This is a genomic window from Paractinoplanes rhizophilus, from assembly GCF_042664765.1.
GTDB classification, from domain to species: domain Bacteria; phylum Actinomycetota; class Actinomycetes; order Mycobacteriales; family Micromonosporaceae; genus Actinoplanes; species Actinoplanes rhizophilus.
This window is the reverse complement of record NZ_JBHTBJ010000001.1, coordinates 742,269-755,688: the sequence shown is the minus strand read 5'-3', so window position 1 is coordinate 755,688 and position 13,420 is coordinate 742,269. Positions and strand designations below refer to the sequence as shown.

Here is a 13,420-nt window from a genome sequence, read left to right as displayed (position 1 = left end):
GGTCTGACGCTTCCGGCGGCCTCGGTTCCTACGATGGGCGCATGTCCCGGTTCACGCGGCGCCGCCTGCTGACCGACGCCGCCCTGGCGCTGGGCCTGCTCGCGCTGACCCTGGGGCCGCAGCTCGTGACGGGCGCGCTGGCCGAGAAGAAGACGGCCGAGAGCCTGATCCCGGTGTCCTCGGGCTGGTGGCTGTTCTCCGGGCTGATCCTGGCCGGCCTGCTGATCAGGCAGCACCGCCCGGTCCCCGCGCTGGTGCTGGTCGCGGCCGGGGCGTTCGGGCACCTGGTGATGCAGACCAAGCTCCAGCTGCTCGACCTGGCGTTGCCGCTGGTGCTGTACACGGTGGCGGCGGCCGCCCGGCGGCGGCGCCTCGCGCTCGCCCTCCTCGGGCTGACGCTGATCCTGACCTATTTCGCCATGCTCGCCGGCCGGCTCGGGGTGCAAGACCAGGAAAAGCGGGCGGCGGCCGAGAAGGAGGGACAGACCGTCGAGAAGCAGGGGCAGATCCTCGACAAGCAGGCCCAGATCCTCGACAAGCAGGCCCAGATCCTGGCGGAGCAGGGGCAGCTTCCCGCCGGGGACAAGGGATCGCCGCCCGGGGTGGTGATCACGGCCGACGTCCTGGCCGACACCGGCCAGGCGGTGCTGGAGGTCTGGCTGCTGTCGATCGCGGCGTTCGCGGTCGGCGACGGCATGCGCAGCCGCCGCGCGCACCTGGCCGCCGTCGAGCAGCGCACCGCCGACCTGGCCCGGGAGGAGCGGCAGCGGGCGGCGCTCGCGGTGGCGGCCGAGCGGGCCCGGATCACGCGGGAGCTGCACGACGTGGTGGCGCACGGCATCTCGGTGATGGTGGTGCAGGCCCAGGGGGCGGCGGCCGCGCTGGAACGGCATCCCGACCGCTCGGCCGACGCCCTGCGGCACGTGATCGACACCGGGCGGTCGTCGTTGGCCGAGATGCGCCGGCTGCTGGCCGCCGGCCGCACCGACCCGGTTTCTCTTGTCGCCGAGCCGGCCTCTCCCGCGGCCGGGCTCGGCTCTCCTCCGGCCGGGCCGGGCTCTCCCGCTGACGGGCTGGGTTCTCCTGCTGACGGGCTGGGTTCTCCTGCTGACGGGCTGGGTTCTCCTGCGGCCGGGTCGGTCTCTCCCGCTGCTGGCCTGAGTTCTCCTGCTGACGGGTCGGTCTCTCCTGCTGACGGGTCGGTCTCTTCTGCGGCCGGGCCGGTTGCCGCCGCCGGGGTGGCCGGCGACGCTCGGCTCGCGCCGTTGCCCGGCGTCGGCGACGTGCCCGCGCTGGTCGATCGGTTGCGCTCGGCCGGCATGCGGATCGAGCTGGTCATCGAGGGCGTGCCCGAGACGGTCCCGGCGGCGGTCGACCTGTCGGCGTACCGGATCGTCCAGGAGGCCCTGACCAACACGCTCAAGCACGCCGGGGCGGGCGCCGCGGCGCGGGTCCTGCTCGAGTTCCGCCCCGACCGGATTCGGGTGGAGGTCGCCGACGACGGCGTGGGGCTCACCGGTGCGGCCGACGGGCGGGGCAACGGCTTGCGCGGCATCGCGGAGCGCGTCGCCATGCTGGGCGGCGCCCTCGAGACCGGACCGAGGGACGCCGGCACGGGATTCCGGGTGGCGGCCACGCTGCCGCTGGCGGCGGTTCCGGCGGGGTCATGACGCTGCGAGTCGTGCTGGTGGACGACCAGACCCTGGTGCGCACCGGCTTCCGGCTCGTGCTCGACGAGACCGACGACATCGAGGTGGTGGGCGAGGCGGCCGACGGCTTCCAGGCCCTCGATGTGGTGGCCCGCACCCGGCCCGACGTGGTGCTGATGGACGTACGCATGCCCGGCCTCGACGGCATCGAGGCCACCCGCCGCATCCGGACCGGCCCGCACCCCGCCAAGGTCATCATCCTCACCACGTTCGACCTGGACGAGTACGTGCTGTCCGGCTTGCGCGCCGGGGCCAGCGGTTTCCTGCTCAAGGACGCCCTGGCCGCCGACCTGGTCAATGCCGTACGCGTGGTAGTCGCCGGCGAGGCCGTCGCGGCACCCAGTGTGACCCGCCGCCTGTTCGCGCACTACCTGGGCCGCTCGCCCGCCCCGCCGCCGGCCGACGAGCGCCTGGCCGCCCTCACCGGACGCGAGCGCGAGATCCTGACACTGGTCACGCGTGGCCTGTCCAACGCCGAGATCGCCGTGGCACTCTCGCTGGCCGAGAGCACGGTGAAGACGCACCTGGGCCGGATCCTGGCCAAGCTGGACCTGCGCGACCGCGTGCAGGCGGTGATCCTGGGCTACGAGTGCGGCCTCGCCAAGTAGCCCGTGCACCGCGACTCGCTCCGTTACGTGCACCCCCACTTGCTCCGTCGTCACATGCAGCGCGGCTCACGCCTTTCGCTGCATCGCGGCTCGCGCCAGTGCACCGCGGCTCACCGTGCCCGCCGCACAGCGACTCACTCGTCCAGTTGCATCGCGACGGCCCGCACCGGGGCGCCGTCCGCGTTCTCCAAGGCGATCGGAAGGCAGGACACCAGCGGATCGGGGAAGTCGACCAGCTCCAGGTTGCGAAAGTTCTCCCCGATCACCCCACCGGCCGCCGCGATGAGGAGGTGCACGGGGAAGCCCGCGCCCGGGTGCGTCGCGTCCGGCGTCTCGTCGATGCTGATCGCGTCGAGGCAGAAGGTGCGCACCCCAAGGTCGAGCATCCGCCGGCACGCCTCGGCGTCGAGGTAGGGGTGGTCGAAGTAGGCGGCCGTGCCATAGTGTGCCGCCCAGCCGGTGCAGATCAGCGCGAGGACGCCCAGCCTCAGCCGCCCCGCGTGCGGCGCGATGCGGCGCCAGGTGATGGGTTCCCGCGCGCCCACCCCGCGTACGTCGAGGAGCACCCCCGGCCCGGTGAACAACTCCAGGCCCAGCTCGTGCAGCCGAGGCGCATCGTCGCGGAAGTGGTAGGGAGCGTCGACGTGCGTGCCGGTCTGCGACCCCAGCTCGAGGTGCAGCAGGTTGAACCCGTCCTCCGGCACGGTCGCGTGGACGGCCAGCCGGGGCACCGGGTCGCCCGGATAGACCTGCGTATCCGCCCCGACCGGCACGGACAGGTCGACGATGCGGCGCACGCGCATGTTGCCCCCAAACAGAACGTCCAGCGCTCCGGCGGCGCAGGCGCCGTAACCATTCCCGCCGCAACAGGAATCCGGTGCCCACGTCGGAAACCATAGCCGCCCCGGGATTCGTAGCCGCGACAGGAATCCATAGTGCTGCCCCCGCGCCGAATTGCCCAGAAACGGCGAATTCCGGCCGCCCGCACGAAACGCCGTGCCGACAAAATGAATGCGCGGCAACCTCCGGCCACGCACGGGAAGCGCGACCGGCGGGGAGGGCGGCACGGCTGGCGGTGCCGACCCGGCCGGCGGTGCCGATACGGCCGGCGGCGCTACCGGCGGCGGGACTGGTGGTGCGACCGGCGGCGCGGGCTGGGTCGGAGGCTGGTCCGGGGATGCGCCTCGGGCCGCCCGGCGGGGGCCGATCCCCTTGAGCATCTCGCGCACCTCGTCGCTGCTGTGCTGCCGGCGCAGCTTGCGCGCATGCCGTTGAAGCAGGCCCCAATCCCGGTGCCGCGCATGCTCGCGGCGGAACTCTTCTTTCTCCGGCGAATAACGCCGCGACCCCGTGCGATCGCGCATTTCCGCCAATTGAGACCTGGTGAAGAGCTCCAGCTGCCGCATACCGAATTATCCCACCCGGAAGAATGCGGCGGTAAGCCCGAACAGGCGTTCGATCATGCCATTTCAAAAACGAGTGGCACCGCTGAGCGCGACGGGCCGCACTCACCGCGACCGGGCACCGCCGGGCCGTACGGCCGCGGCCATCCGCTGAGCGCGACGGGCCGCACCCACCGCGACCGGGCAGCTCCGGGCCATGGCTGCTCCGCTTGACCACCACAACGCGGGCGCCGGACAACATGGCCGCCGGGCAACCCGGTCGCCGAGGCGGCGGGCTTGTCCCTATCAGCGGGCCCGGACGCCGCTGCTGGCGGGCGTCGGCGCCGCGGTGACCGGAGAAGACGCGCTCGCCGAATTGAGCCCAGGCGCCCGCCCGGACGATCAACCCAGCCGGTTGCGCAGGAAATGGAGGGCGCGTTCCTCGTCCTGGATGGCGCCGCCCTCGTGCCCGTTGTACTCCCAGACCTGCATCTCCCGCTCGCCGCCGTAGGCGTGGAAGGCGCCGTAGACCGTGGACGACGGGCAGGTGGCGTCGCGCAGCGCGACCGAGAACAGGGCGGGCGCGGTGGCGCGCGGGGCGAAGTTGACGCCGTCGAAGTACGTGAGGGTGCGGTGTACCCGGTCGATCTCGTCGCGGTGGACCTTGAGGTAGTCGATGATCTCGCGGTAGGGGTACTCGTCGGTCACCTGCAGGGCGCGCGGGAAGTCGCACAGGAACGGCACGAACGCCACCACCGCGGCCACATCCGGGCGCAGCGCGGCCGTGGCCAGTGCGGTGCCGCCGCCCTGACTGCCGCCGAGGACGGCCACCCGCGAGGCGTCGATGGCGTCGATGGCGCGGGCCGCGTCGACGGCGCGCGCCGCGTCGGTGAAGAAGCGGCGGTAGTAGTACGTGGCCGGGTCGAGCACGCCACGGGTCATGACGCCCGGCACCTGCGGCGAGGCGGGCGCGTCGTCCGGGGTGTCGCCGAGGCTCCAGGACGAGCCTTGCCCGCGGGTGTCCATCTGGAAATGGGCGAAACCGGCGGAGGCCCACAGCAGGTTCTCCAGGGCGTGCCCGCGACCGCCGCCGTACCCCACGTACTGCACGACGGCGGGCAGCGGCCCGGTGGCGCCGGCGGGGACCCGCAGCCAAGCACGTACGTCCTGGCCGGCGTACCCGCGGAAGGTGACGTCGTAGGTGGTGATGGTGGTCAGCCCGGTCGCCACCTCGCGCAGCCGCACGTCGATGTCGTGCCCGGCCGCCTCGGCCAGGGTCTTGGCCCAGAACGCGTCGAAGTCGGCCGGCGCGGTCTGCGAGCTGCGGTACGCCGCCAGCTGGTCGGGCAGAAGGTCGACGATCATTCCGGAAGCGTAACCGGGCCCGCCCCGATCGATACCGCGGGACACCACGCGGATCCGGGGCGGACTACGCTCGCCCGCATGGAGCTGGACACCACCCGGGCGCACGTCGCGCGGGTGTATGACTACTGGCTCGGCGGCAAGGACAACTTCGAGGCCGACCGGGCGTATGGCGATGACCTGGAGCGCCGGGTGCCGGCCATCCGGGTCGCCGCCCGGATGAATCGGCTGTTCCTCGGCCGGGCCGTGCGGTACCTGGCGACCGAGAGGGGCATCCGGCAGTTCCTCGACATCGGGACGGGCCTGCCGACCGCCGGGAACACGCACCAGGTCGCGCAGGAGGTCGCGCCGGAATCGCGAGTGGTCTACACCGACAACGACCCGCTGGTGCTGGTGCACGCGCGGGCCCTGCTGACCAGCTCGCGCGAGGGCCGGACGGCGTACATCAACGCCGACGTGCGCGATCCGGAGGCCATCCTGCGGGCGCCGGAGCTGGCGGCGACGCTCGACCTGAAGCAACCGGTCGCGGTGCTGCTGGTGGCCGTGCTGCACCTGGTGAGCGCGGACGAGGTGGCGTACCCGGCGATCGAGGCGATCGTGGGCGCGCTGCCACCGGGGAGCTACCTGGTGATCACGCACGCCACCGGCGACTTCTGGCCGCCCGAGCAGGTGGCGGCGGCGGACGCGACGAACCGGGCGCACAACGTGGACTTCCGGTTCCGGGACAGGGCGGAGGTGGCCCGGTTCTTCGACGGGCTGGAGATCGTCGAGCCGGGCATCGTGCCGGTCGCCGAGTGGCGGCCCGACGGCGGCCCGACCGCGGATCGGCGGGACGCGAACATCTGGGCGGCGGTCGGCCGGGTGCCGTGACGGCCGACGGACGTCGTTACTCGGCGCAGTCGAGGAGCAGCTCGAGCAGGTGGTGGTAGGTCCGGCCGGTCGCGCGGGTCAGGCCGATCTCGCACGTGCGGTTGACCGAGGCATGGGCGGCGAAGTCGCCGCGACGGACCGCTTCGGCCTCCTCGCGGGTGGCGGACGCGGTCAGCTCCGGGTGCAGCAGGCCGCGGTCGCCGGCGAAGGCGCAGCACTGCCAGCCGTCGGGGATCTCGGCGCGGTCGGCGATCGCCGAGGCGATGCGGCCGATGGCGTCGTCCAGGCCGAGGCGCGTCGAGCTGCAGGTGGGGTGCAGCGCCAGCGACGGCAGGCGACGGGTGATGGTCAGGCGCGGGAGCACGTTGCCGGCGACCCAGGCGACGGCGTCGATCGCCTCGATGCCCATCCGGTGGAAGCCCTCGGTGCAGGAGGCGGCGTCGGTGATCACGGGCAGCTCCGCGCCGGCGAGGGTGTCCACGACCCGGGCGCGCATGACCTCGTAGCCGTCGGGCAGGCCCTTCGAGGACCACGGGGTGCCGCAACAGAGGCCGGCGATGCCGTCGGGCACGGTCAGGCGGAGGCCGGCGCGGGTCGCGAGCCGCTGGACGGCCGCCAGCACGCCGGGTCCGCCGTCCGCGGGGGCGAACATCGTGCTGAGGCACGACGGGAGATAGAGGGCGTCGGCTTGCGCCGACAGCCGAGGGCGGCGTGGGGTTCCGCCCGGCGGCAGGTCACGGGTCCAATTTGGTACGCCCGGAGCACGCGTGGCCGCCTCGGCCAGCGAGGGTGGGGCGGCCGAGGCGGCGGAGAGCGCCACGCCCAGGGCGCGGGTGGTGGCCGGCCAGTGCCGCGCGGCCGACTTCCAGAGCCGCTGGGTGGCGCGGCCGTTCGCCTCGGCGCGCAGGCGCTTGGTCAGGTCGCCGGTGTCGATGAGCACCGGGCAGGCGGTGGCGCACATGCCGTCGACCGCGCAGGTGTCCACGGCGTCGTACTGGTATTCGCGTGCCAGCTCGGCGGCCACCGCGGGATCGCGGGCGGCGGCGAGCTCGCGGCGCAGCACGATGCGCTGGCGCGGGGTGGTGGTCAGGTCGCGGCTCGGGCAGACCGGCTCGCAGTATCCGCATTCGACGCAGTGGTCGACCTCGGGCTCGACGGTGACCACCGGCTTGAGGTGGCGCAGGTGGGCCCGGGGGTCGTCGGTGAGCAGGACGCCGGGGTTCAGCAGGCCGTCCGGGTCGCAGGCGCGCTTGATCGCGAGCATGACCTCGTACAGCTCGTCGCCGTACTGGCGGCGGACGAAGGGCGCCATCACCCGGCCGGTGCCGTGCTCGGCCTTGAGGGTGCCGCCACGGGCCAGGACGGCGTCGACCATCTCCTCGGTGAAGTCGGCGTAGCGCTGGACCTGGTCGCCGGCGCCGAAGCGCTCGTTGAGCATGAAGTGCAGGTTGCCGTCCTTGGCGTGGCCGAAGATGACGCTGCGCTCGTAGTCGTGCCGGTCGAAGAGCCGGGTGAGTTCGTCGCAGAGGTCGGCCAGCACGGGCACCGGCACGGCGACATCCTCGAGGAGGGCGACGGTGCCGCTGGGGCGGTTGCCGGCGACGGTGGCGTAGAGGCCCTTGCGGATGTGCCACAGGGCGGCGCGGCCGGCCGGGTCGCGGTTCAGCCGGGCGGGCAGGTTCCACGCGTCGAAGATCTGCTGGGCCGCGCTCTCCCGCTCGGTCAGGGCCTCGGCGTCGTTCTCCTGCCATTCCAGGAGCAGCGCGGCGTGCCGGTCGATGGGCAGGCCGCGCAGGGTGGCGTCGGCGCGGTCGTCACGCTGGGCGACCCGCAGGGACTCGGCGTCGAGCAGCTCGACCGCGGCCGGCGCGAGGGCCACCAGGTCGGGCATGGCCGACATGGCGCGGTGCAGGGTGTCGAACACGACCAGGCCGGTGGTGGCGGCACGGTTGACGGGTACGGTGCGGAAGACCGCCGAGGCGACGAAGCCGAGTGTGCCCTCGCTGCCGATCGCGAGGTGGGCCAGGATCTGGGCGGGCGTGTCGTGGTCGAGGAGGCTGTTCAGCCCGTACCCCATGGTGTTCTTCATCGAGAATTGGGCGCGGATCACCCGTACCGAATCGGGATTTGACCGCACCCGGTCCCGCAGCCGCAGCAGGGCCTCGGAGAGCGACGGCTCCGCCTCGCGGAGCCGGGCGTCCGCGTCGGGCCGCGCCGTGTCCACGACGGTGCCGCTGGGCAGAATGAGCACCATCGATTCCAGCGTGCGGTACGTGTTGGCGTGGGTGCCGCAGGTCATGCCGCTGGAGTTGTTCGCGATCACACCGCCGATGGTGCAGGCCGACTCGCTGGCGGGATCGGGGCCGAGCTTGCGCCCGAAGGGGGCGAGGCGCGCGTTGACCTGCCGCAGCACGGCGCCGGGCTGCACCCGCACGCGCCGGCCCTCGTCGAGGACCTCGATCTCGCGGAAGTGCCGGCGGGTGTCCATCAGCAGCGCGTCGGTGCCGGCCTGGCCGCTGAGGCTGGTGCCGCCGGAGCGGAATGTGACGCCCAGCCGCAGCCCGGCGGCGGCGCGCATCAGCGCCGCGACCTGACCGGCGTCGCGCGGCACCAGCACCGCCCGCGGGGTGAGCAGGTAGTGGGACGCGTCGTGGGCCATGCCGAAGCGGTCGGTCACCCTGGTCCGCACCGTCCCGGGTGCCGCCTCTTCCAGCGACTTCATCCCTCGACCGTAGGCCAGCGGCCCCCGTTCGGCGACCGGCGGCTCAGCGGGACCCGCAGAACTTCCGCAGCGCGGCCGAATCCACCGGGTCGATCCACTCGTAGGTGCCGCGCAGTTGGTCGGAGATCTGGTCGACGGTGGTGACGGCCGCGGTCATGTCGCCCCACGGCATGCTGACGTGCAGCAGGGTGCGCACGATGCGGGGCGGCAGGTGCGGGCGACCGGCGGCGGTGGCGCGCAGCAACAGGCCGCCGGTGGAGACGTCCTCGACGTGCCCGCGCACCGGCACCAGGCGCCGGCCCGGCGCGGCGTCGATCTCGGCGGTGCCGGTCGCCGCGTACGCCCCGGGCCGGCGCGCGGCCTCGCGCCGCTGCACCATGTCGGTGGTCAGGTCGCCGGCGATGCTGAGCCGGCCGCCGCGCAGCTCGGCCTCGATCCAGGTCACCCCGGCGTTGGTGACCAGCTCGACGGTGCCGGCCCGCCGGGCGGCGGGATCGTCCAGGCTGAGCACCGGGATCGGGGGAAGGGCGGCCACGAAATCGGCCCGGATGTCGTCGAGCACGATCAGGGGCAGATCCGGCTCGCCCGGGCAGCGCAGGGTGAGGGTGCTGCCCGCCGGCACCACGATCATGCCCTCGACGCTCTCACATCCGCCGCCGCCGCGCGGCGGAATGCCGCCGATCAACCGTGGTCCCGCTGGATAGGTCGAAGATCGCTCCGGTCCGCAGGACGCATCGCCGCCCGCGGGAGCCCACGATGGAGAACGCTGTTCGGCGTGGAGCGAGTGGACGAGATGATCGGTGGCGTCGATTATCGGGCTATTCGATGTGTGCCGCCACATCGTCAAGGAAGGCGACCGTCTCGTGCGGCGCTGTTGCAATCTCCTCGAGCTCCCAGAACAGCGTCAGATACGGCTCGGTCTCGGCTTTCGTATCGCGGGAAACCAGTCCTCCGGAGTCGTCGTCGAGATAGAGAACATAGTCCTCTCCTTCCGAGAACTCCAGGATTTGGAACGGCCCGCGAATGCCACCGTACGAGCCGCGTTCGAACGGAACAATTTGAAGAGTGACCCGGGGCATCCTGCATACTTGCTTCAAGTGCCCGACTTGATCTCGCATCACCCTCGGACCGCCCATCCATCGGCGCACGGCGGCCTCATCGATGATGAAGTAGAGATCGGGACGATCGTTGCGATCCAGCAGATTCTGCTGGTCCATGCGCGCCGCCACGCGATCGTTGACGTCGTCCCGCGACATGTCGGGCGTCGAGTAGGCAGCGACTACTTCCCGCGCGTAATCCTCGGTCTGCAGGAGCCCGGGAACCAGGAGCGTCTCGAACTGTCGGACTCGCACGGCGCCGGCGCGCAGATTCCAGAACGTGATGGCGCTGCCCGGAACCGACTTGCCGTAAGCTGCTGTTGGCAGCTTGAGGGACAGCGATGCCAGGCCGGTCAGCTCCTCGACTCGTTCCTGGTCTTGCGCGCCGTAGCGATTCAGCAAATGTCGCAGGTCGGCAGCCGTTACGCCTTCCGTTCCGTTCTCAATACGAAGCAACTTCGATGCTGGCCAACCCAGCGAATCCGCGACTTCTTTCTGTGTAAGGCCTGCCCTTTCCCGGGCCCTCCGCAACTCGATCTGGAGGCGGCGGCGTGCAACCGCGGGGTGAGCACCTTCAGCCATGTCTCCATCCCTCCGCAGCTCTCGCGCTGGTGCCTGCTTCTTGCGGTACGTCGACGGTTAAAGATCCACGAGGTTGCCGATCCGAGGGGCCGTGCCGCTCGCGTCCGTGCAGGGTGGTCACCTCGAATTAATGATTAATGATCCAATCAGCAGCAGCAATGCCAGGATCACCAGGAGCAGTCCGAGCCCGGCTGCGGCGACCGCGGTCAAGATCTCTCGGAAGGGCATGACGGCCCGGCGCATCGCCGCGAGCCCTGCCAGTAGGACGATCGCGGCTAGGATCGTGAGAATGGACGGGTCGAGCTCGCCGCGGAAGGCCTCGGCCTGGATTGCGAGCGCTGGCAGATTCATGGGCTTGTCCTTCCCTCGGCGACGGTGCCTTGAAGCTCCGGGGTGCGTGTGGTCGATCGCGGACGGTCACTCCTCGAATCCGACCAACTCCTCTGAGTCACCGTGCTCATCAGCGTGCAGCATGCCAAGCGGCATGGCAAGTTGCCACCGAAAATTGGCACGTCATCGCTGCCGTCTGGGCTAAGTGCTGGGAGCGTGCGGCTAGGCTGTCCTGGCAAATTGTCCGAGATTAGGCTAATTGGTCGAGCAGTACGCAACCTGACCATCAGCAGGCTGATACCTGCTGCCTTGCGTCGTGGCAAGTTGCCAAGTGTCGTCGGAGACACTAGGGTTCGTTCCCGAGGCCGACGGCCAGCGGTCAACTTGCCGTGACGCGACCGAACGGTTGAGGTATGGAGGCGCAAAATGGCCAGGCAGCCCTATATACCTCGCATCCAGCACAGGCTGCTTGTGGCGCGGCTCAAGCAGTTGAGAGAAGATCACAATCTTTCTCCAACTGAGCTGGCCGCCAAGAGTAAAATCAACGCGACTCAGATCAGTAGGCTGGAGTCGTTGACCCGGCCACCAGTTCCATCGCAGGTGGTCGCGCTCTGTCGATTCTACAAACTGGACGAGCGGACTACATCGGAGTTGGAGGCGTTGGCCGCGCCGGTCAAGGGAGACAACGATTCCTGGTCTCGGTATGACCTCGAGACCGGAACGGCGAAGTATCTTACCTTCGAGAGCGAAGCCAAAAGCGTCGCGACATTCCAGGCCCAGTTGATCCCTGGGCTGCTTCAAACGGAACTATACGCAACGGCCGTGGTCAGTTCGCTACGCCGGTATTTCAGTGCCGACCAGATCAGCCAGACGGTAAGCGCGCGGATGGAGCGTAGGAAGAACCTGACGCCGCCGCGGAGCCTGGAATTTCGCGCCGTCATGGACGAACCGGTGATCAATCGCGTCCTCGGCGGTGTGAAGGGTATGCAGCAGCAACTGCGTCACCTCTTGGCTGCCGGCGACCTGCCGAATGTGACGGTACAGATTCTTCCAATGGATGTCGGCCCGCATCCGGGCCTCGATGGAAGCTTCTCGATCTTTACGTTTGGGCAGGCTCTGCTGGATGACTTCGTGTACGTCGAGGACCAAGTTGGCCAAGCCTTCGATGACCAGGAAGACATCGTTCGCCGCTGTAAAGAGAAATTTGAACTGTTGTCGAAGCTGGCGGCACCGGAAGATGAATCAAGAGCCATCATCGAGAGACGTCTGGACGCCTTGGCTCGTAAATCATAAGGAGAACAAGTGAACAACCCTGCGCAGGACAATGGTGTCGCGTGGCGCATTTCCACTCGCAGCGGCGGTGGAGATTGTGTAGAAGTCGCTTTTATTGAAGATGCGGTAGCGTTCCGCCATTCGCGGCGTCCCGATGGGGAAGTCATTCGATACACGATTCCGGAGTGGGACGCCTTCATCGCGGGCGTGAAGGCAGGGGAATTCGATGATCTTGTGAGTCGGCAGTAGCGGTCGATCCGCCGCTGGTGTGAGCCCAGCATGGGTCGGCGCTGCTGAGCACCGAGCGTGCCGGGTCAGGGTCGATGGCCCTTCGATGGCCAAGGCCCCGATCCGGCGCCTGCCAGGCAGTCGACGTAGTCCGGTCCTCGGCATTACCCCGCGCGGCGGTCGTCGAACATCCTGCTGATTCCGGACACGTCTTCCACGGCACACCTGCGGGAGAACATCGCCGGGGCGGGACTCGAGCTCTCGGACGACGACCTGGCCGAATTGGCGCCGATCATTTGCCGAAGGCGGCGCCCAGCCCGGTGAGGTCGATCGGGCGGCGGGCGCCCGGCGGCACCACGCCGACGAGCGGGCGCAGCACCTCGAGCGCGGCCAGCACCTCGCGGCCGACCTCCTCGACCGGGCGCATGGCGTCGACCGACACGAGGATGCCGCGCTCGGCGTACCAGTCGACGATGGGCGCGGTCACTTCGTGGTACACCGCGAGCCGGCGGGCGATGACCTCCTCGGTGTCGTCGGAGCGGTGCTCCAGCGCGGCCCGGGCGAGCAGGCGGCGCACCACCTCGTCGTCGTCCACCTTGAGGTGCAGCGCGACGTCCGCGGTCATGTCGAGCTCGAGGGCGGCTTCGTACAGCGTGCGGGCCTGCGTGATGTTGCGGGGCACGCCGTCGAGGACGTAGCCGAGGCCCGCCGCCTTCGCCTTGGCGATCTCGTGCTCGACGATCTCCAGCACCACCTCGTCGGGCACCAGGCCGCCCTCGTCGAGGTGCTGCTTGACGGCCCGCCCCAGCTCGGTGCCCCGGGCGACGTGATCGCGCAGCAGGTCGCCGGTCGCGATGTGCGGGATGCCGAAGTGGGTGGCGATCAGCGCACCCTGCGTTCCCTTGCCGGCGCCCGGCGGTGCGACCAACAGAATTCGCACGGCGCCTCCTCGTCCGACTGGGTCAGACAGACCCTAGCGCTGGATGGACTTGATCTCCAGGAACGCCGCCAGCCCGTAGCGGCCGGGCCGACACATGGACAACGTGGCTCATGACCATGCGACCGCTCCGGCGAGTGCCGCCGGGCCGGGTCGTGGTGGTCAAGGCCCCGGTGATCCTGGCCGCGATCGTGCTGGCATTGGCCGGGCTGGTGGCCGCCTGCGGGCCCGAGCAGGCCGCCGACCGGCGGTCGAGAATCGCGGCACGGGCACGGCGCCCGCCACGATCACCCGGCTGACCGTGGGGGACACCACCCTGAC

At 70.4% G+C, this 13,420-nt stretch carries 13 protein-coding genes; 6 read left to right on the top strand and 7 right to left on the bottom strand.

Annotated features, from left to right (window positions below; translation table 11 throughout):
• Nucleotides 1-41: 41 nt before the first annotated feature.
• Both ACFQS1_RS03405 and ACFQS1_RS03400 read left to right on the top strand, forming a co-directional pair.
• Nucleotides 42-1,670 carry a sensor histidine kinase gene (locus tag ACFQS1_RS03405; RefSeq protein ID WP_378964480.1) on the top strand — a complete coding sequence of 543 codons (1,629 nt, stop codon included), beginning with the start codon at nt 42-44 and terminating at the stop codon, nt 1,668-1,670.
• Entirely contained in the window at nt 1,667-2,317 is a 651-nt protein-coding gene (locus tag ACFQS1_RS03400; protein ID WP_378964479.1) for a response regulator, read from the top strand. Before ACFQS1_RS03405 ends, ACFQS1_RS03400 begins: the two co-directional genes overlap by 4 nt.
• Nucleotides 2,318-2,451: 134 nt before the next feature.
• On the opposite strand, the gene ACFQS1_RS03395 is transcribed toward ACFQS1_RS03400, so the two are convergent.
• On the bottom strand, nt 2,452-3,120 hold the full coding sequence (locus ACFQS1_RS03395) for a cyclase family protein (RefSeq protein ID WP_378964478.1): 669 nt from the start codon (nt 3,118-3,120) through the stop codon (nt 2,452-2,454).
• A gap of 981 nt (nt 3,121-4,101) precedes the next feature.
• Nucleotides 4,102-5,064 (bottom strand): acetylxylan esterase, encoded by a 963-nt coding sequence (locus ACFQS1_RS03390; RefSeq protein WP_378964477.1) that lies wholly within the window; start codon nt 5,062-5,064, stop codon nt 4,102-4,104.
• Between the two features lie 78 nt (nt 5,065-5,142).
• Between ACFQS1_RS03390 and ACFQS1_RS03385 the strand changes: the two genes are divergently transcribed.
• The gene (locus ACFQS1_RS03385) at nt 5,143-5,931 is read left to right on the top strand and encodes an SAM-dependent methyltransferase (RefSeq protein ID WP_378964475.1); all 789 of its coding nucleotides are present in this window, start codon (nt 5,143-5,145) and stop codon (nt 5,929-5,931) included.
• Nucleotides 5,932-5,947: 16 nt separating this feature from the next.
• Here ACFQS1_RS03385 and ACFQS1_RS03380 read toward each other — a convergent pair whose 3' ends face one another.
• From ACFQS1_RS03380 to ACFQS1_RS03365, 4 genes are all read right to left on the bottom strand, one after another.
• On the bottom strand, nt 5,948-8,653 hold the full coding sequence (locus tag ACFQS1_RS03380; RefSeq protein WP_378964474.1) for an FAD-binding and (Fe-S)-binding domain-containing protein: 2,706 nt from the start codon (nt 8,651-8,653) through the stop codon (nt 5,948-5,950).
• 43 nt (nt 8,654-8,696) lie between these two features.
• The gene (locus ACFQS1_RS03375; protein WP_378964473.1) at nt 8,697-9,284 is read right to left on the bottom strand and encodes a hypothetical protein; all 588 of its coding nucleotides are present in this window, start codon (nt 9,282-9,284) and stop codon (nt 8,697-8,699) included.
• 187 nt (nt 9,285-9,471) lie between these two features.
• The gene (locus ACFQS1_RS03370) at nt 9,472-10,332 is read right to left on the bottom strand and encodes a helix-turn-helix domain-containing protein (protein WP_378964471.1); all 861 of its coding nucleotides are present in this window, start codon (nt 10,330-10,332) and stop codon (nt 9,472-9,474) included.
• A 117-nt stretch (nt 10,333-10,449) separates the two neighbouring features.
• The gene (locus ACFQS1_RS03365) at nt 10,450-10,683 is read right to left on the bottom strand and encodes a hypothetical protein (RefSeq protein ID WP_378964470.1); all 234 of its coding nucleotides are present in this window, start codon (nt 10,681-10,683) and stop codon (nt 10,450-10,452) included.
• A 405-nt stretch (nt 10,684-11,088) separates the two neighbouring features.
• Here ACFQS1_RS03365 and ACFQS1_RS03360 point away from each other — a divergent pair, with 405 nt between their 5' ends.
• Complete coding sequence (locus ACFQS1_RS03360) at nt 11,089-11,955, top strand: helix-turn-helix domain-containing protein (RefSeq protein WP_378964469.1); 867 nt, start codon at nt 11,089-11,091, stop codon at nt 11,953-11,955.
• A gap of 9 nt (nt 11,956-11,964) precedes the next feature.
• Nucleotides 11,965-12,183, top strand: coding sequence for a DUF397 domain-containing protein (locus ACFQS1_RS03355; RefSeq protein WP_378964468.1), 219 nt, complete (start codon nt 11,965-11,967; stop codon nt 12,181-12,183).
• Nucleotides 12,184-12,454: 271 nt separating this feature from the next.
• Here the strand turns inward: ACFQS1_RS03355 and ACFQS1_RS03350 are convergent, their stop codons facing one another.
• Nucleotides 12,455-13,102, bottom strand: a complete 648-nt coding sequence (locus ACFQS1_RS03350; RefSeq protein WP_378964467.1) for an adenylate kinase — start codon at nt 13,100-13,102, stop codon at nt 12,455-12,457.
• A 110-nt stretch (nt 13,103-13,212) separates the two neighbouring features.
• On the opposite strand from ACFQS1_RS03350, the gene ACFQS1_RS03345 reads away from it, so the two are divergent.
• A complete protein-coding gene (locus ACFQS1_RS03345) occupies nt 13,213-13,398 on the top strand; it encodes a hypothetical protein (protein WP_378964465.1) in 186 nt (61 codons plus the stop codon).
• Nucleotides 13,399-13,420 lie beyond the last annotated feature (22 nt).